Source organism: Cryobacterium sp. Y57 (assembly GCF_002929505.1).
GTDB lineage: Bacteria > Actinomycetota > Actinomycetes > Actinomycetales > Microbacteriaceae > Cryobacterium.
The window spans coordinates 66,095-83,468 of record NZ_PJJL01000072.1 but is presented as its reverse complement, the minus strand read 5'-3'; the positions used below and the strand labels follow the sequence as shown (position 1 = coordinate 83,468).

Annotated in this window: 12 protein-coding genes and 1 pseudogene; 9 read left to right on the top strand and 4 right to left on the bottom strand. The window is 64.0% G+C overall.

What is annotated here, in order from left to right; genetic code table 11:
• Positions 1 to 36: 36 nt before the first annotated feature.
• From CXY72_RS16015 to CXY72_RS15990, 6 genes are all read left to right on the top strand, one after another.
• Complete coding sequence (locus tag CXY72_RS16015; RefSeq protein ID WP_255409296.1) at positions 37 to 978, top strand: ABC transporter permease; 942 nt, start codon at positions 37 to 39, stop codon at positions 976 to 978.
• Positions 975 to 1,862 (top strand): ABC transporter permease, encoded by an 888-nt coding sequence (locus tag CXY72_RS16010; protein WP_104128681.1) that lies wholly within the window; start codon positions 975 to 977, stop codon positions 1,860 to 1,862. The genes CXY72_RS16015 and CXY72_RS16010 overlap by 4 nt, the downstream gene beginning before the upstream one ends.
• Positions 1,859 to 2,845, top strand: a complete 987-nt coding sequence (locus CXY72_RS16005) for an ABC transporter ATP-binding protein (protein ID WP_104128680.1) — start codon at positions 1,859 to 1,861, stop codon at positions 2,843 to 2,845. Before CXY72_RS16010 ends, CXY72_RS16005 begins: the two co-directional genes overlap by 4 nt.
• Complete coding sequence (locus CXY72_RS16000; RefSeq protein ID WP_104128679.1) at positions 2,842 to 3,879, top strand: ABC transporter ATP-binding protein; 1,038 nt, start codon at positions 2,842 to 2,844, stop codon at positions 3,877 to 3,879. Before CXY72_RS16005 ends, CXY72_RS16000 begins: the two co-directional genes overlap by 4 nt.
• Before the next feature lie 19 nt (positions 3,880 to 3,898).
• A complete protein-coding gene (locus CXY72_RS15995; protein ID WP_104128678.1) occupies positions 3,899 to 5,638 on the top strand; it encodes a gamma-glutamyltransferase family protein in 1,740 nt (579 codons plus the stop codon).
• A gap of 155 nt (positions 5,639 to 5,793) precedes the next feature.
• Entirely contained in the window at positions 5,794 to 6,477 is a 684-nt protein-coding gene (locus CXY72_RS15990; protein ID WP_158252607.1) for a GntR family transcriptional regulator, read from the top strand.
• A gap of 149 nt (positions 6,478 to 6,626) precedes the next feature.
• On the opposite strand, the pseudogene CXY72_RS15985 reads toward CXY72_RS15990, so the two are convergent.
• Positions 6,627 to 7,545: pseudogene (locus tag CXY72_RS15985) on the bottom strand (LLM class F420-dependent oxidoreductase).
• A 172-nt stretch (positions 7,546 to 7,717) separates the two neighbouring features.
• Between CXY72_RS15985 and CXY72_RS15980 the strand changes: the two are divergent.
• The gene (locus tag CXY72_RS15980) at positions 7,718 to 8,149 is read left to right on the top strand and encodes a DUF3592 domain-containing protein (RefSeq protein WP_233197894.1); all 432 of its coding nucleotides are present in this window, start codon (positions 7,718 to 7,720) and stop codon (positions 8,147 to 8,149) included.
• Here CXY72_RS15980 and CXY72_RS15975 read toward each other — a convergent pair.
• On the bottom strand, positions 8,146 to 9,297 hold the full coding sequence (locus CXY72_RS15975; protein ID WP_104128676.1) for a cation:proton antiporter: 1,152 nt from the start codon (positions 9,295 to 9,297) through the stop codon (positions 8,146 to 8,148). The genes CXY72_RS15980 and CXY72_RS15975 overlap by 4 nt on opposite strands.
• Before the next feature lie 73 nt (positions 9,298 to 9,370).
• On the opposite strand from CXY72_RS15975, the gene CXY72_RS15970 reads away from it, so the two are divergent.
• Positions 9,371 to 10,207: an SDR family NAD(P)-dependent oxidoreductase gene (locus CXY72_RS15970; RefSeq protein ID WP_104128675.1), complete on the top strand. Its 837-nt coding sequence runs from the start codon at positions 9,371 to 9,373 to the stop codon at positions 10,205 to 10,207.
• Between the two features lie 285 nt (positions 10,208 to 10,492).
• On the top strand, positions 10,493 to 12,283 hold the full coding sequence (locus tag CXY72_RS15965; protein ID WP_104128674.1) for an HNH endonuclease signature motif containing protein: 1,791 nt from the start codon (positions 10,493 to 10,495) through the stop codon (positions 12,281 to 12,283).
• A 61-nt stretch (positions 12,284 to 12,344) separates the two neighbouring features.
• Here the strand turns inward: CXY72_RS15965 and CXY72_RS15960 are convergent, their stop codons facing one another.
• Both CXY72_RS15960 and CXY72_RS15955 read right to left on the bottom strand, forming a co-directional pair.
• Positions 12,345 to 16,379, bottom strand: a complete 4,035-nt coding sequence (locus CXY72_RS15960; protein ID WP_146071211.1) for an SCO7613 C-terminal domain-containing membrane protein — start codon at positions 16,377 to 16,379, stop codon at positions 12,345 to 12,347.
• A 119-nt stretch (positions 16,380 to 16,498) separates the two neighbouring features.
• The gene (locus CXY72_RS15955) at positions 16,499 to 17,314 is read right to left on the bottom strand and encodes an alpha/beta fold hydrolase (protein WP_104128672.1); all 816 of its coding nucleotides are present in this window, start codon (positions 17,312 to 17,314) and stop codon (positions 16,499 to 16,501) included.
• Positions 17,315 to 17,374 lie beyond the last annotated feature (60 nt).

Sequence of the window (17,374 nt, the reverse complement as noted above, 5' to 3'; positions counted from 1 at the left end):
TACCGAGACGGAACGGCTGGACCAGTGGCTCGCTTCATGCTCCAACAGGTGATCACTTCAATCGTCACCCTGTTTCTCGCTAGCATCGTTGTCTTCGTCGGGGTGCGCCTCCTTCCGGGCGACCCCGCCTTAGTGCTGGCCGGCGAGACCGCTGATCCAGCCGTTGTCGCGGCAATTCGGGAACAGTTCGGTCTCAATCAGCCGATATGGATCCAATATTTCAACTACGTTGGGCAGGCGCTGCAAGGAAACTTCGGTGTGTCCACCCGAGATCGCATTCCCGTGGCCGAGATTTTGTTGCAGCGGCTGCCCATCACCCTTGAACTGGCCGGACTGGCCATCCTGGTTGGCGTGCTCATCGGCTTGACGGCGGGCATCGTGTCGGCCGTGAAGCGCGGAAGTTTTGCGGACTACGCCGCCAACGTGTTCGGACTCATCGGCCTGTCCGTGCCGCACTTTTGGCTTGGGATGTTAGCTATTCTGTTTTTTGCTATCAATCTGCAGATTCTTCCGGCCTCCGGTTACGTGGCATTTACAGAAGATCCGGCCGAAAACCTGAGACGGATGATCCTCCCGGCGCTGGTACTCGGCACCGGACTCTCGGCGGTCTTGATGAGGCAAACCCGAGCAGCTCTGCTGGGACAGTTATCGGCCGACTACGTGCGAACGGCACGGTCGAAGGGCGTGAGCCGTAGTCGCGAAGTCAAGCATGCTCTGCGAAACAGCCTGACCACCGTCGTCACGGTGCTCGGACTCCAACTCGGTGCGCTGATCGGTGGAGCCATCATTACGGAGCAGATCTTCGTCATTCCGGGCTTCGGCAAGCTCATCATTGACGCCGTGTCGGCGCGCAACTATCCCGTACTGCAGGGTGCCGTGCTCGTAGCCGTCACCGGGTACGTCCTGGTAAACCTGGCGGTCGATATCGCCTATGCCTATCTAAATCCGCGTATGCGCCTGGCGGGAGGAGCCCGATGAGCCAGAAAACGATCACGTCCAAACTGAAAGCCGCAAGCAGCACACCCCGACCGCGGTGGCAGCGCGTTGCGCGGCGTTTTGGCCGCCGCCCAATGGCCGTGACCGGACTGATTCTCGTCGTCAGTTTCGTACTGTTCGCCCTTCTCGGACCGATCCTGTTGACCGATCCGAATCAGCAGGACTTCACTGCTATCCTCCAGACCCCCTCGTTTGCGCACCTGCTGGGCACCGATGATTTGGGCCGGGATGTGTTCGCCCGGATTGCCAACGGCGCCCGGGTTTCGCTCATGGCTGGCGTCATGTCCACGGCCTTGGCACTCATCATCGGCATCTCCATCGGCCTGATCACCGGCTTCTACCGGGGATGGGTTGATGTCGTCGTCATGCGAATCGTTGACGTGATGCTGGCCTTCCCTTTTCTCATCTTCGCGGTCGGACTGGCCGCTATTCTTGGCGCGTCTCTCACGAACGTCATCATCGCGCTGGCGGTGTCACAGGTTCCGGAAGTGATCCGTATTGCACGTGGCGAGGCGATGGCGATTCGGGAACAGGAGTTCGTCAGGGGCGCTGTCGCCGACGGCGCTCGGGACGCGACGATCATGTTCCGGTACATCGCCCCTAACGCTATGGGCGCGTTCATCGTGCAGGCGACTGTTTCCATTCCGGCGGCCATCATCGGCGAGTCCACTCTGAGCTTTCTCGGCCTTGGTGTTCAGCCACCCATGTCGTCCTGGGGGATCATGCTCACCAGCGCGCAGCAATACCTCGCTCAGGCACCGTACCTGGCCCTGTTCCCCGGAATCGCCATCGCCCTCACTGCGCTCGGTTTCAATCTGCTTGGCGATGGACTTCGCGACGTACTCGACCCCAAGGAGACCCGATGAGTGTGTTGGCGGTCGAACACCTTCGGGTTGAATTCGGCACGGAGAATGGACCGGTCATCGCCGTCAAAGACGTGTCGTTCAAGCTGGAGAAGGGTGAGATTCTTTCCCTCGTGGGTGAATCCGGCTGCGGGAAATCCACTGTGGCCATGTCCATTCCCCGACTCCTGGGAGACTCGAACGTCACCCTCGGCGGATCGGTGCGCCTGAACGGTGTCGACCTGTCGGCATTTTCCGAAAAGCGGATGCAGGCGGTGCGCGGCAAGGAAATCTCGGTCGTGTTTCAGGAACCGATGACCTCGTTGAATCCCGCCTACACCGTGGGAAGCCAGATTTCGGAGGTGCTGCTCCGGCACGAGGGCCTGTCCCGCCGAGCGGCCCTGGCGCGTGCTGTTGAATTACTTGAACTGGTCGGCATTCCTGATGCCCAGCGTCGCATTGCTGCTTTTCCCCACGAACTCTCCGGCGGCATGCGTCAGCGCGTCATGATCGCTATCGCGGTGGCGTGCGACCCCCTCGTTCTAATCGCCGATGAACCCACCACCGCCTTAGATGTAACCATTCAGGCCGGTGTGCTCGACATCTTCCGGCGGCTGCGGGACAACCTGGGCACGTCGATCGTGCTGATCACGCACGACCTGGGAGTTGTCGCCGACATCGCCGACCGGGTCGCGATCATGTACGCCGGTCGAATCGTGGAGATGGCGCCAACCGTCGCGATCTTCGCAGCTCCCACCCACCCATATACGCGTGGGCTGCTCGGCGCGCTGCCATCGCGGGCGGTCATGCAGACGGATGGCCGTCGGCGCCTCACCGACATTCCCGGCCTGGTGCCCTCACCGTCGACCGACCCGGACGAATGCCAATTCGCCCCGCGTTGCGCCAGCGCCAGTGGCGCGTGCACCGCCGCCCGCCCCGCAGCGGACCTCGTCGCGGTGGGGCACAGCGTGTCCTGTTACCACCCCGCAGTAGGAGCGATGCTATGAGCGAACAACCAATCCTGGAAGTTTCCAACTTGGTGAAGCATTTCCAATCCGGTTCGCGTTGGGGCGGAGGGCGCACAGTGGTTCGGGCCGTCGACGGCGTTGATCTGACCATCGGACGCGGCGAAATTCTCGGTCTGGTCGGCGAATCCGGCAGCGGGAAATCCACTGTGGGAAGCTGCATTGCCCGGCTCACGCAGCCCAGGAGCGGAACCATCCGCCTGCTGGGCCGCGATATCTCCACCCTGAGCCGACGGGAGATGCGCCCGCTCCGTTCCGAAGTGCACGTGGTGTTCCAAGACCCGTACTCGTCACTCAATCCGCGTATGACGGTCGGCCAGATCGTCACCGAGCCGTTGCGGCAGCATCATCGCGGCACTCGAGCCCAACGCAACCGGACCGTCTCTGACATGCTTGAACGCACGGGACTCAGCCTGGAGTTGGTGGGCCGTTTCCCGCATGAGCTGTCCGGTGGCCAGCGCCAGCGTGTCGCACTGGCCCGCGCGCTGGTGCTCGGCCCCTCACTCGTGATCGCGGACGAACCGGTTTCGGCGCTCGACGTATCGGTGCAGGCATCCATTCTCAATGTTATTCTCGATTTGCAGATCGACCTCGGGTTCTCCTGCCTCTTCATTACCCATGATTTGTCAGTCGTTGAATTCATCAGCGATCGCATCGCAGTGATGTACCTGGGAAAAATTGTAGAAACGGCAACGCGAGCTGAGCTGTTTCGTGACCCACAGCATCCGTACACCCAGGCGCTGCTCTCGGCGGCTCCAACGGCAGACCCCGCCAGCGCCCGCGGTCGTGAACGCATCATTCTCAGCGGGGACCTGCCAAGTCCGACCGAAGAAATAAGTGGATGCCCGTTCCACGCCCGTTGCCCGGTTGCGATTGATCGCTGCACGAGCGAAGCACCACTGCTGCTCGGTGTAACCGGCCCTGATCACCAAAGCGCATGCCACCTCGTCACCGCAGAAAACGGTGCGCCGCTCATTCACCAAGGAGACAAGAATTTTGTTCACAACGCGTCCTGAGCTCATTGGAAATGTCGGCATGGTGGCATCAACTCACTGGATCGCCTCCGCCACCGGAATGAGCGTGCTCGAGCGCGGGGGCAACGCCGCCGATGCCGCCGTAGCTACCGGCTTCGTGCTGCAAATTGTTGAGCCGCACCTCAACGGCCCCGGTGGCGAGGTTCCGATTTTGGTGTGGTCAGAAACTGATCAAGAAGTATCCACCATTTGTGGTCAGGGCGTGTCGCCGGCTGCGGCAACCATCAAGGCCGTGACCGGATTGGGTCTGGACGTTATGCCAGGGACGGGCCTGTTGCCCGCGGTCGTACCGGGTGCCTTTGGCGCGTGGACGCTCCTCTTGGAACGACACGGAACGATGACGCTGCGTCAGGTGCTCGAACCGGCCATCCACTATGCCGAGGATGGGCATCCGCTGCTCAAACGGGTATCCGATGCAATTGGAACGATGCAGGAGCTGTTCACGAACGAGTGGCTCAGCTCAGCTGCGACCTGGATGCCGGGCGGACAGGTGCCCACAGCGGGGAGCTGTTTCCGAAATCCTGTGCTGGCGGCGACCCTGCGACGGATAATTTCGGAGTCCGAAGCTGCCGGCGGGTCGCGAGAAACGCAAATCCGAGCCGCCAGGGACTGCTGGTACCGCGGCTTTGTCGCCGAAGCCATCGGTGACTTCTGCGCGGACAATGAGGTGATGGACACCTCAGGGGAACGTCATCGTGGACTCTTGACGGCCACTGACCTGGCACTGTGGGAGCCGACGGTTGAACAGCCGCTTATCTACGATTATCACAACTACACCGTCTGCAAGACGGGCCCATGGGGGCAGGGACCCGTTTTTCTGCAGCAACTTGCGCTGCTCGAAGGCTTCGATCTGAGCGCGATGGGACCCGGTTCCGCTGACTGGGTGCACACCGTCCTCGAAAGTTGCAAACTCGCGTTTGCCGATCGTGAGGCTTGGTACGGCGACCCCAACTTCACCGATGTGCCCATGGCCGCACTGCTCAGCCCGGAATACAACGCCCAACGTCGCCTGCTGATCACCGACACGGCGTCCGTGGAACTGCGCCCCGGTAACCCCGGTGGAGTCCAGGCGCGGCTGCCGCGCTACCCGGCGTCCCCAGGTGGTTATGAGAATTTGATCGGATCCGGCGAGCCGACAATCGCTAAGTCGGGGGAAACCCGGGGGGACACGTGCCACGTCGATGTTGTCGACGCCAACGGAATGATGATCTCGGCCACGCCCAGTGGTGGCTGGATGCAATCCTCGCCGACAATCCCCGCGCTGGGTTTCTGCCTCAGCACTCGCGCACAAATGTTTTGGCTGCAGGAAGGCTTGCCGAACTCACTGCGCCCTAGCGCTCGTCCACGAACCACGTTGACGCCGTCCTTCGCTTTGCGCGATGGTAAGCCGTGGCTCGCCTTCGGAACCCCTGGTGGCGACGCGCAGGATCAGTGGTCGTTGAACTACTTTCTGAACCTCGTGCACGGGAATATGAATCTGCAGGAGGGCATCGATGCCCCCGGTTTTCACTCCACCCACATGCCCAACTCCTTCTTCCCACGGGATGCGCATCCAGCTGAGGTGCATCTGGAGAGCCGGTTTGATCCGGCCGTGCTCGACGAGTTGCGGCGTCGCGGCCACCTCGTCGTGGTTGGTGGGCCGTGGTCCGAAGGGCGGGTAAGCGCTGTGGCGCGCGATGGCGGCTGGCTCAAGGCTGCCGCCAACCCCCGGGGTAACCAGGGCTACGCCGTCGGGCGCTAGTCGCACGGGGCACTGAGTGAGGCGCCCAGAGAACTGCGGCATAATCAACAAATGTTTATGCGCGCCGGACGGCGGCAGATGACGATCCGCAATGTAGGAATGGGCGAAGAGGAGTAGTTGAAGTGTGGGACGTCTTAGAGTCGAAAGGGGATGATTTGAGCACGCTGGGCTTGCTCAAAGCTGCGCAAACCCTCGGCGAACGGGTTTACGAGGTGTTGGAAGAATCCATTGTCGACGGTGTCATCGCACCGGGTTCCCACCTGCGCGAAGACGAAGTCGCCAGGCAACTGGGGGTGAGCCGAAACCCGGTGCGTGAGGCCATTCAGCGGCTCGTGCACGACGGATTCGTCGAACATCGGTTAGGAAAGAAGGGTGCCTTCGTGCACGCTCCCAGTGACAAGGAAGTGCAGGAGGTTTTCCACGCCCGCTCACTTCTGGAAAGCGATTGCGCTCGGTTGGCCGCCGAGAATATTTCAGACGTTGATTTAGACCGACTCCGGGAACTGCTGGGGCATGGTGATGCAGCGATCGCGGCCAAGGACGCCAAGCACCTCTTGCAGCTCAACGACCGTTTTCACAATATTGTCGTGGAGGCCGCAGACAACTCCGTGATTGCGCGGATGCTCGGGGTGCTGCAGCGACGAATCCGATGGTATTTCTACCAGGTTGTCGTGACGCGGGCCGCCGGTTCGTGGGAGCAACACCGCCAGATTTATGAGGCGCTGCGCGAGCACGACGGCGACCGGGCAGCGGTGTGCATGATGGCTCACGTCATGCAGACTGCCGCCACGATTCGAGATCACCACGACACGGTGGATGGCGCTGGTCTCTCAAACTAGCCGGCCCAACCCTGACAATCCCGGGCCTATCTCGCCCCGCGAGAAGAGGACACAATATGAACACTCGGCGGGTCGGCATTGTCTCCAACGCCCCATTCATCGATTTCATACGGGAGTTCGATGCTTCCTTGACCACCCGCTGACGCACGCTAGGTCAGGGCGGGCATGACCTCCCGCTCGAACAATTCAATCCCCGACCGGTCGTAGGCGGCCTCCGGAAAGTAGTGGATCGCGTAACCGAGGCCACGCTTCTTCATCGCGGTCAGGCGCTCGACGATCTGTTCCGGCGTGCCAACACCCTGTGCGTCGCCGTCACGATACTCGGCCATGAACGCGGCGGCCCCTTCAACCCCGAGATAAGGGGTCACCCGGGCCTCAATCGCGTCGAGCCGCTCGGTAACCTCGGCCTCGGTCGCACCGATCACCGTGTTGTAGTTCGCCGAGCGAACAATGCGATCGAAGTCGGTGCCCTGGGCCGAGCAGTGCTCGGCCAACAGCGCGCTCTTGTGTGAGAAGCCCTCGGGTGAGCCGTCGAAGTTGGTGTAGTCGGCGTACTGCGCGGCAATGCGCAGGGTGACCTTTTCGCCGCCGCCGGCGATCCAGATGGGAATGCCACCCTCTTGTAGTGGGAGCGGCTGAAAGATGGCACCGTCCATCTGGTAGTGCGCACCGTCGAGGGTGGCGGTGCCCGTGGTCCAGGCCTGTTTCATGATTTGCACGCCCTCGTCGAGGCGGGCCAGACGCTCGCCGGCACGGGGATAACCATAGCCATAGGCTCGCCACTCGTGCTCGTACCAACCGGCGCCGATACCCATTTCGATGCGTCCGCCCGAGATGATGTCGGCGGTCGTGGCGACCTTTGCCAGGTATCCCGGGTTGCGGTAACTCATACAGGTGCACATCTGTCCGAGGCGCACCCGTTTCGTCGTCGCCGCGAAAGCGGACATAAGGGACCAAGCCTCGTGGGTGGGTGGCCTGCTCGCTCGGCACTGGAACGGTGTGAAAGTGGTCATAGACCCAGATCGATTCCCACGCACCGGCATCAGCGTGGGCGGCCAGGCCCCTCATTGTCGCCCACTGCGCGGCCGGTTCGATTCCGACCAGATCGTGTCGCCAGCCCTGAGGTACAAAGAGTCCAAATCACATGGATTCAGCCTAGAGGCCCGCCGGTGCGAAGCTAAACGATACGCTTTAGCCATCGGGGTAAGTGCCGCGAGCAGACGATAGACAACGGACGGCGGTGACAGTGCACGCTCTCGACTTCGCCGGCATTATGAGCGAGATTCTCACTTTCGTCGGCCTCATCATCGGAGCGCTCCTCTACCTGGTCGGCCTGTCCGTGCGCGGCATCAGTGGCCGCTGGACTCGCTCGACCGCCGTGATTGCCGCGTCGAGAACGGCCGCATCGCGTACGGCCGCATCGGGGCCCGCCACGGTCATCCGCTGGTTTGATAACGACGGCGATGTGCACGAGTGCCCAGCCGACACCCACGAGACGCAGCATCTGGTGCCGGGCGATGACGTGCGCGTCTGGTTTCGCAATAGCTGGCCGGAGAAGTGCCGCACGCACGACCCCGACCTCGACGGCAAGGGACTGCGCCTGATCGGTCTGGTGCTGCTGGGTATTGGCGTTCTCGCCGGTGTGGCCGGTATCGTGCTGATGTTTCTCTAACCGCCCGTCGGCCCAGAAACGGATGCCGCGCGCGGCTTGGCCCATCCGCTCGCCACCGCGATCACCGCGATGGTCAAAAGCGCCCCGAGCAGCAGGGCCGCTGCCTCTCCGGGGGCGAGCACCTGCAGCTTGGTGCCGATGGTCGCGGCCGCGATCGGAATGCCGAGCTGGGCGGCTGAGAGCATTCCAAGCGACAGCGGGAGGCCCAGCACGCGCGTGGTCGCGTGGGTGATCAGGGTGGCGACGCCGAGCATGAGGCCGAGGCCGATCATCTGCGGGTGATCGGTGAGGTCGCGCAGGGCGAGGGAGGCGCCTAACCAGACGAAGAAGAGGGGTCCGAAGAATCCGTCGGCGAGGGCGAAGAGCTGCCGGGCTAGGCGGCGCGGTTCGCCGACGGCCGCGACGGCGAGGCCGAAAGCGAACCCGGCGAGCATGACCGAGACGTGGCTGAACACGGCCACCGCCGAGAGTGCGAACAGAATGGCCAGCTGGATGCGCAGCTCGAGCGCGAATTTGCGGTTCGCCGACAACTTGTGCAGTCGTAGGCGGTAGCCGTTTCGCTCCAACCAGGCCAGCACAACGTAGAGCGCCACGGCCAGCAGCGCGACGAGGACGGCCCCGAGGGCGGCGCGGCCGGCATTCGGCGGGTCAATGGCCAGCGGCAGCGCCACGATCGCGGCAATATCAGCGATCGCGACCTGCGCGGTGAGCTCGAGCATCGATCGGCCACGCAAGCCCAGCGAGTGAATAAGAGGCAGCACGAGCGCGGCCGACGAGGAGGCCAGCAGGACTATATATAGGAGTGCATGATTTGTGCCGAAGATCAACGCGATGGCCACGCCGAGGGCGATCGCCGAGAGGGTCACCAGAATCGCCCGCACCAGGCCGGCCGACAGTGCTGCGCGAATTGCGCCGAAACGAACGGGCACGTGCGTGCCGGCCACGAACATGATCAACGCGAAGCCGACATCCGCTAGAAGGGTCAGCGTGGGGTCGCCCGCGTCGACAAAGCCGAAACCGGTGCGGCCGACGATCACACCGGCACCGAGCTGACCAATCACGACGGGAATGTTCCACCGGCGCGGTGTCGCCAGCAGCGGCCCGAGCAGGGCGATCACGGAGATGATCGCGAGGGTATGAAAGTCCATACGCACCTCCCCGATTCTGCTGCTAGCCCGAGCGTAGTCCCGCAAGAGAAGGCGCAGGCGGCATGATGGGGGTATGAGTCGAACCGTAGCCGGAGCCCGCGTGCTGATTACCGGAGCCGCCCGGGGAATGGGCCGTTTGTATGCCGAACGTTGCGTCGCCGAGGGGGCGAAAACCGTCATCCTGTGGGACCGCGACGGCGCCGCGCTCGCCGCGACCACTGCCATCCTGACGGAACGTTCCCGCGGACGCACGCGGGTCGCCCCCTACGTCGTTGATATCGCCGACCTCGGCGCCATCGCGCAGACCGCGCAGCGGGTGCGTACGGAGATCGGCGACCCCGACGTGGTCATCAACAATGCCGGCATCGTGCGGGGCAAGTATTTCTGGGAGCACGACAACGGTGCAGACACCCGCCCGACCATGCAGATCAATGCGCTTGCGCCCATGTACATCGCGCGCGAGTTTCTGCCGGCGATGATTGCGAGCGGATGGCGCGAGTCACGCATCGTGAACATCGCGTCGGCCGCCGGCACCCTCAGCACCCCGCGGATGAGTGTCTATGCCGCCTCGAAAGCGGCCATGATCGGCTGGAGCGATTCGCTGCGGCTCGAACTGGTGCAGCAAGGGCACGGCTATGTCAAGGTGACCACGGTGTGTCCCAGCTACATCGACACTGGCATGTTCACGGGGGCCCGCGGGCCGCTGCTCACCTCACTGATGACGCCGGAATACGTGGTTGATCGGGTCTGGCGGGCGATGCTGGCCGGCAAGCCGCAACTGCTGTTGCCGTGGACGGTGAACCTGTCGAAGGTGCTTCGCGGCGTGCTGCCGTTGGCCGCGTGGGACGCCGTGGCCGGTCGCGTTTTCGGTGTCTACCGGTCAATGGACCGCTGGGTCGGTCGCGGATAGCTGCCCAGTTTCGGTGAGGGTGACAGGCTCCAGGAACGCCAGCACCGGTGCTGAACCGACTTGTTCATCGCCAACGCATCGTCCGGCGTCACTTCAGCGTTGACGCAAGCCGAAACAAATGGGGACTCTGAATTGAGCGCCGTTGGTCGAGTCTGTCGAGGCTCCGTCAACGAAGGCGAAACGGTCTCAAAACGCGAACGATGTCCCGAATATAACTTCGTACTGAAATCTAAAAAACACTGAGACTTCCTCGACTAATAGCCTTGATTTTGGTAGAATTCAAGCATGAGCCAGAGCGGCGAAACTCCCCAAGCGGGCCTAGTCGACTCCGACTCCGACTCCGACTCCGACGGGGTGTCCGAGGCAGAATTCGCCGAGTGGTCGTTCTCGGTTGAAGACCGTGCATTCTTCGACGCGTTCCGGCTGCAGTGCTTGTCCGAGTGGCAGGCCGAAGACGAAGTCGCGGCACAAGCCGCCGCGACCGTTGGGGTAGAAATCCAGCAGGACTTGCAGCTCGCCGACGGTCCGACCATACCAGCCGACCTCGACCTGGCTGAAGTGTTCGCTGCCGTCCCGCCCGAGCGCCTGTTCGACGAGAACCTCCGCGAGGAGTTTCTCTTCGCTGAGTACACCGCTCGCCAGCTCCGCGCTGACCCGCCCGTGCAGGACGTGCCCGCGCAGGACGTGCCCAGTGACGTGAACCCGTTCCAGCGCCGGCAGGCGCAGTTCGTCGACCGGGTGCTTTATCTCGAGAGGGTCATTGCCTGGGCGCAAGCGAGCAAGGCTGAGGTTCTTACCGCGGCGTGGGATTACACCACCAACACCGCCGAGACCGGCCGACCGCAGGCTGGGCCGCAACACGAACACGATTGGGATGCCACCTTTGCCGCCCAGCAGGGTTTGGTCGCGGAGATGGCCTGTGCGCTGCGCATCCCGTGCGGCACCGCGTCCGGTCTTCTACACGAGAGCCAGGTGTTGGTCGAATCGCGTCCGCAGACCCTTGATGCGCTCCGTGCGGGGAAGATCTCCCTGCGTCATGCGCGGCGGGTGCTTGACCAGCTCGACTCTGTGCCCCAGCCCTCCCGGGCCGAGCTGGAAGAGGTGTTGCTGCCGCACGCCCGCACGCTTACTCCGGCACAGTTCGACGGTAAGGCCCGAAAATTGCGTGAACGGTTCCACCCTGACAGCATCACCGTTCGCCGTACCAAGTGCCTGGCCGACCGCAAAGTCATGTTCTTTCCGGACAAAGACGGCATGGCCACGCTCTGGCTGCGCGCCGCCGGTGAGGACCTCCACGGCATCTACACCCGCGTCACCGACGCCGCCATCAGCTTGCAGGGCCCCGACGAGCCCCGCACGCTCAGTCAACTCCGCGCCGATGTCGCCGTCGACCTGCTCGCCCAAGGGGTCACCAGCACCGGCCTCGGCGCCGGCCTGACGGCCAACGTCAACATCACTGTGCCGGTCCTCACATTGATGGGGAAGAGCGAGGAGCCGGGGGAACTCGAGGGGTACGGGCCGATTGAGCCGGAGACCGCCCGCCGGCTGGCGGGAACCGCGACGAGTTTTCTGCGCATCCTCACGCATCCGCACACCGGCATCGTGCTCGACGTCAGCGCAGAACCGTTTCGAGTGCCAGCAAGCCTGAAGAAATACCTGCGCCTGCGTGATGGAACGTGCCGGTTTCCCGGCTGCAACCGCTCCGCCGGGCATAGCGACCTCGACCACACCCGCGACAAACAATTCGGCGGCCCCACTACTGCCACCAACCTGCACTTTCTCTCTCCCTCCCACCACAACCTCAAGCACTACTCCGCGTGGACCGTCATCGCCGACCCCGACGGTACCGTGAATTGGACCAGTCCGGCGGGTAAGCACTACGCCACCGATCCCGCCACCCGCATCAGTCCGCCGCGACAACAGGCCGACATATCACCACTGCAACCCGGGCCCACACTGCAACCCGGGCCCACACTCGACCCGACCACACTCGACCCGACTCCGCCCAGTTCTACCCCGCCCGACTCGACAGCCTCTGCTTGGGACATAACCGACCCCAACCCGCAGCCGTTCTAGGTGCGGGGTTCGCAGCCCCGCCCGTTTGGAAGACCGGTCGGCACCGCGCCGCGCCGCTCGGCTACCGCAGCGCACTGATGCGCAGGGCAACCGACTTGAGGTTCGCGATGCGCTGTTCGTAGCGTGCAGCGAGCACGATGAGCAGAATGCCGCCGCCACCGAGCCAGAGGAACCACGGAATCACACTGTAGGTCAGGGCGATCCATGGCCAGAGCTGGGCGACACCGTGGATGAGCAGCACGACAGCATCAATCACGAACGGCGCTTGCAATTTCCACGTGCTACCGATCACAAGCACAATGATCGCTGCAATTCCGAGGCTGACGATGCGCCACAGGTCGTTATACGTGAGATCGAGCAGCAGCGACGGCACCAGCAGCAACGACAGTCCCGGACCAAACCAGGGCCAACTGCGCGCTCGTGGATCGCTGTGCAGGCGCAGCCAGCCCGACCCGATCAGCGCCAACGCCACCGGTACGGTGACGAGTTCAAACGGGTCGACCTTGCCAGAGCCGGCCACCGTGATAGCGGCCAAGCCGGCCAGCCCGAGTACGATCCAGGCGGTGATTGCCCCTAACGGCGCTCGGGGCTGCGCGAGAGCGATCACATGCACCGCAGAGAGAGCGAGCACGAGCAGAACGGCCCGAGGCGTTGACAGCCCGGCATCTGCGGGGGCGCTGACAACGGTGAGTTCGACCCAGGTCAGAACGGATGCCCACACCAGTACAAGCGCGATGCTCGTGCCGCGTCGCAGCGCCGTGGTTTCAGCATCCGTTTGGCGGACCAGCAAAACCGCGGTCATGATCGCCGCCAGGGTGGGAAGAACCAGCCAGAGCTCGAGTCGCCCATCGGGAGCGCCGGGCGCCCCGACCAGACGCTGCGTCTGTGCAAAGACTGTGACGACGAGGGCTATCGAGCCGGCCAGACCGGCCGCAGCCAGATAGGTTGACGACGGCGGAGCCCATCGCACCAGTGCGGCGCCGATCATGAGGGTCACAGACACGAGGGCGAGCACGATGGGGCGCACCAGCGACCCCGACTCGGACGACACGGCGAGCGGTACCAGAGCAATGAGCAGCCCGGCGAAAGTCAGCACACCGGCTACCGGACTTGCTTCGCTCAAGCGATCGGTTATGCCATAGTGGCGAATCAGTGCGGCCGTGGTGAGCACGATTCCGGCGACCGGCAGCACATACGGTTCGAGTGCCACGATACCTGCCTGATCGAGGCCGAGCCAGAGGCCGGCTGTGCCGAGCAACAGGGCAAGCCAGCCAAAGTGGCGGCGATTCGACCGGGAGCCGAACAGCCCGTCGGGCGCGATCGCCATAATGAGCGCCACGATGCCGGCGAACACGATCACGAGCCAGCCGAGGGAGCGGAACGTGCCTGCGGTGCCTAACGTGTTTGCCGTGCCTACCGCGGCGAACACGGCAGGCACGAGCACAATCGCGGCACCGATTTCGAGGGCAATCCGGTCGCGGCGTGCCGTCGAATCCACATCCAGGGTGCCGGTCGCACCGCCGCTCAGGGTTGCACCGCCGTCACGGTTTGTACCGCGCAACAGCGCGAGCGAGCAGACTACGAGGGCGACAGCCGGTGCGGCGAGTGTGAAAACGGATGTGACGGCAGCCGTTATGAAGAGAACCTCGCATGTCAGTAAGTACACCGCCGGGGCCAAGGCGATGGCAGCGATTGCACGTTCCGAGTGCAGCCCGCCATGGTTGGCGCGCAGAAAGATCCACGAAGAGCACGCGGCGACCAGAATACTGGCGCGCAGGATGGATCCGAGAGGTTCGGGCTGCAGCAGGGATTCGCCGGCGGCAAGCGACCACATTCGAATCGGAAGGACGAAGACAACCACGCTCGGAACGAGGAGGGTGAAGAATGCCCAGCGCCGATCGAGAAGGGAGAGCGCCCTTGGCCGAAGTGCTGCCGCAGCGACGAGCAGGTGCAGGAGGGCCGTTACGAGGGCGATAGCTGCCGTGACGTTGGCCAGATTGATCGCGTCAAACCACTGCAGTTCCGGCGCGAGGGCCAGTGGAACGTGACCAACCCCGACCAAGGTGATAGCGATCGCCGCGGCCAACAGAGCTCCGCGGGCGTGAGCGTGGGAGGCGCTCGCGAGTGTTGGGCTGGTGAGCGCAGGGCTTGAAGCCCTGTGCGTGACCAACAGGCGGGCAAACCACAGCGCGAGTACGAGCGATACCGTGCCGAACCACCAAGTTGTGGGGTGTGCCCAGCTGATGACATAGCCCAACGTCTCGCCGGCGACCAGGAACACGACGGTGGCCGGTGCCAGAAAGCCGAGCGAGAACCGACCGGCGTCATTCACTGTGGGCGGCACCGAAGTTGGCTCAGGCGATCGAGCGCGGAGCAGGCTGATGAGTGCGCCGGCGCCCAGCAGCAGGTAGAGCGCGACGATAACCCCGATGGAGGGGCAGAGGGGCACCGCGAGAATGACAACGGCCAGTGCGAGCGCGGTCACGATCTGGCGCCGGGCGCGCAGCAAACCGCCCAGGGCCCAGCCGATGAGCAGTGTCGCGCCGACTCCGACCAGTGCGAGCACTGCCCAGACGTTGTCGGCGTTGGCAAGGTCAAGGACGACCTCGTGGCCGCGTAGCCCGCTTGCTATGGCCTGGATGAGTGGCCAGGCGGCATACCCGGCAGTGAGGAGTAGCGGAATGGCTGCGACGGTGCTGGCCGAAACGGCTGCCACCAACCCGGCCGTACGTGCGGCTGAGGGCGCAGCGAGGTGACGAGCGAATAGTTCGAGTGCCACGGCCAGAGCGGTGGCGACGAGCAGGGGCACGGTGAGTGAAAACGGCAGACTGTCGGAGCGACCGGCAACGACCGGCGCGATGCCAGCCGCCGCGAACGCGGCCAGAGACGCCGCCAGATAGGCGAAAGCGTGGTATTCCCCCATGTGCCGGGCCGGCTGCGCAACGTCGACGCTCTCAACGATCAACGCGGACCGCGGCGCGCGCAGTACGAGCACGGCGTGGGCCGTGGCAACAAGCGCGACCGCGCCGAGGCACCAGACGGGCGCGATCAGGCTGTCGGACTCTACGAAGACCGCGACGATGGCCGCCGTGACCAGGGCGAGCGCGCCCAGCGCGAGCAGCAGTATCCGCTCGGGGAATCGATCGAAGGCCGGCGAGCGGCGCCCATCCGCGGGCCGGGACAACGTTGCACGATGCAGCAGGGCTGCGATGGCGGCACCGACAAAGCCGACGAAAACGCGAGTGAGCGTGTTCTGGCCCTGCAAGAGACCGGCCGCGAAGAGTCCGACACCGGGAACCGCGACGACGAAACCGGCGATACTGCCCACGCGCAGCTTCGATCGGTTGTGCCAGCCGAGAAAAAGCGTCGCGCACACTATCAGGGCGGCTCCCCAGTAGAGCGCCCCATCTCCGGCGGCGAGGCCGAAGAGGTTGTTCTGCCGCATGCCCCATACGTCGAGAAGCACGAGCACCACTGCGAAGCTTCCGATTCCCTCGGCCGTGGATGTCAGCCGCGAACGATGCATCCGGGCGGCGACCACGAGAGCCGCCACGGTCAGCAGCGCGACGACAACAAAGCGGAATCCCAGCCCGGCGACGATCCACGCAACGGTGAGAAAGAAGATCGCAGCAACCGAGACCAACAGCACACCGATGAAGAGAAGTACGACCTGCACGCTGGAACGCCGGGGCTTTGTGGGCGGGGCGGGCGGTACGGCGGGAGCGGCTGTCGGCAGAACAGGCAGAACAGGCAGAACCGGCAGAACCGGTGACGCCAACGTCGTGGCAACCGAATCTGTGCTGAAAGGCCGAAGTACGGCGACCCGGCTGGTCTCCGTTTCGTAGCGGATGCGCCCGATCAGCTCGGCGCGACGTTGCAGCGCTGCTGCGGCATCCGCTGAACTGACCAGTAATTCGGTTGCGGTCCCGTGCTGCAGGTCGAGCCGGCAACTGGAACAGACCGGCGACCTCAGCGGTGTGTGGCAGGCCGGGCAGAGCGCCGTATCGATAAGGTCCCGCGCATCGCGCGGCCACATGATGCGACCGGCATGCCGGAGGTAGAATTCTCCGCTCTGGACTGGCTCGTGCTCTGACATCGATCTCCCCGCGGTCGGTCACTCTGCCCACAGGCTACCGGGCACAGAAAACCTGGGCAGACCCCGCCGCAGGGGGTGAAGAATTGTCGACGCGGAGGGCGGGGGAGGAGACGGAAGGATCAGAGGTTGTTGGTCGCGAGCCAGCTGACCAGCACGCGCTGAAATTCCAGCGGATGCTCGACGCTCGGCAGATGCGCGGTGTCGCGGAACGTGCAGCCGCTGGCCTGCGGCAGCATCTCTAACAAAAATTCGTAGTGAGCCAGCGACGACGTGACGTCGAGCTCGCCCACGGTCACCAGCGCCGGAACGTCGATGTCACTGACCCGGTCGAGCGCGGCGGGCTCGAGCGGAATCGGTATCGGCGCTTCCGTGGCGTGGATGACGTTGCGCAGATTGAGCTCCTGCGCGAGGGCTAGAAAAGCGGGGTCGATATCGGCCGCCTTGCGGGTCGGCCCGACCGCCCACAGTGCAACCTCGAGCCGCGCCAGTCGCGGCCATTGGCGGCCGGTGAAGGCCGCATCCAGCTTGTCGAACAGCGCGTCTTCACGTTCGGTGAGCTCCACATCGGGAAAGCCGCTGGGTCCTGACCCGATCGTGACCAGGCCCGCGACGCGCTCGGGGCTTTCCACGGCAAGATCGATGGCAATCGTGCCTCCGCGCGAGCACCCGATCAGGGTGGCCCGAGCCACGCCGAGATGATCGAGCAGCGCCGTGGCATCCGCTCGATTGGAGAATTCAACATTCTCGGTCGTAGTCTGGCCAAAACCGCGGGTATCGAAGCGGATGACGTAGTGGTGAGCCGAAAGGGCGGCGATCTGCGGGTCCCACATGCGCAGGGTCGCGATGCCCGCGTGAAACAGGAGCAGGGCTGGTGAGTCGGGGTCTCCGTAGGTCTCGTAGTAGAGGGAAGCGCCAGAAACGTCGAGTCGGGGCATGCGTTGAGCGTAGCAACGTCGATCGCGCGGCCGAAAGGGCCGCGCGGGTTCCTGCTCGGG